Annotated in this window: 1 protein-coding gene; it reads right to left on the bottom strand. The window is 55.5% G+C overall.

Annotated features, from left to right (window positions below):
* Positions 1-193: 193 nt before the first annotated feature.
* Positions 194-1,114, bottom strand: a complete 921-nt coding sequence (locus AC4FWB_RS34330) for a DUF4357 domain-containing protein (RefSeq protein WP_491030635.1) — start codon at positions 1,112-1,114, stop codon at positions 194-196.
* Positions 1,115-1,192: the final 78 nt, after the last annotated feature.

The raw sequence follows: 1,192 nt of genomic DNA, 5'->3' as shown, positions 1-1,192 counted from the left end.
ACCCGACAAGATTCGAACTTGTGACCTCTGCCTTCGGAGGGCAGCGCTCTATCCAGCTGAGCTACGGGTGCTTCCCGGGAAACCGGAAAAACGAACCAGCCGGTGAGGCGGCCAGCCACGGCTTCTTAGCGGAAGCGAGGGCAAGCTTCAACGGCCAATTGGCCGCTAGCCAAGCAAAGGCGCGCTTCTTGCCTTAGCCAAACACCCCAAGCAGCGCGCGACCTAGGGACAGCCCATCACTAGACCTCACCCAGTCGCCATGGCCAGTGGAGCTGCGTCCCTTCACCAATGCCGATGCTGGCGATGGCCTCGAAAAGGATATGTCTTCGGTTAGCTCAAGGACGTCGCCGCGATTCAGCAGAATCGAATCTGCCAGTAGTTGATCGCGTAGGCGGCGAACATTCTCTGGGAGGCTTTCTGTAGCCTTAGGATTGATCTTTGAGCCAGCTTTCAAGACGTATGAACCGGCTCTGTGCTCGAGATACGCAAGTGCGTCTTGGGATCTTGGAAGCGCTGTTGTTTGGAATATCGCTGGAGCAGCTGTCTCTGATGCCTCGGTCTCGACTGGCTGCCCAGCCTGGCCGGCAACCGATCGGTCGTCCTTTGTGAAAAGGTCAAATCCGAGGGCTTCAAGGACATAGATCACGTTGGCAAGATAGGTCGACATTGTCGCCCGATCCGCTCTTGGCAAGTTTGATCCGGACGGCCTGTTCGAGTTTGCGACTGCAACTTTGCCAACGTTTTCCGTCAGTCTCTGCCAGAGCCGCAATTCCAGCCATTTGACGTGCGCTCGGGTGAGATTGTCATCCTTGCTGGTGAAAATGATGAAAATATCGAACTCAATAGGAAACTTCTCACCCGGGTACCGCTTGGTGAAGTCGTCACTTTCGCCAGCATAAACCTTCGGCAGATCATCCTCGCCGCCCGTTTGAATGAGCAGGTAGACGCAGGATCTTCGCAGTTCTTCGGTTTCAAGTGCCCGCTTGAAAAATTCTGGCTGACCTGTGACCGCCAATCCGCTCCAGTTGTCGAGTTCGACATGCCTCAGGCTGCGCGGATCGTCACCCGTGATGAATATCTTCACAACTCGGCCAGTCGGCTCGATCTCGGTCACCAAGGCCTCCCCAAGGGTCAGGCCGGAAGGTTTCCCGCATAGTTGTAGAGATAGCAACTATGAATCGATCGACATGAT

It is taken from the genome of Mesorhizobium sp. LEGMi-168a, from assembly GCF_058312955.1.
This window is presented reverse-complemented; position numbering and strand designations above follow the sequence as displayed.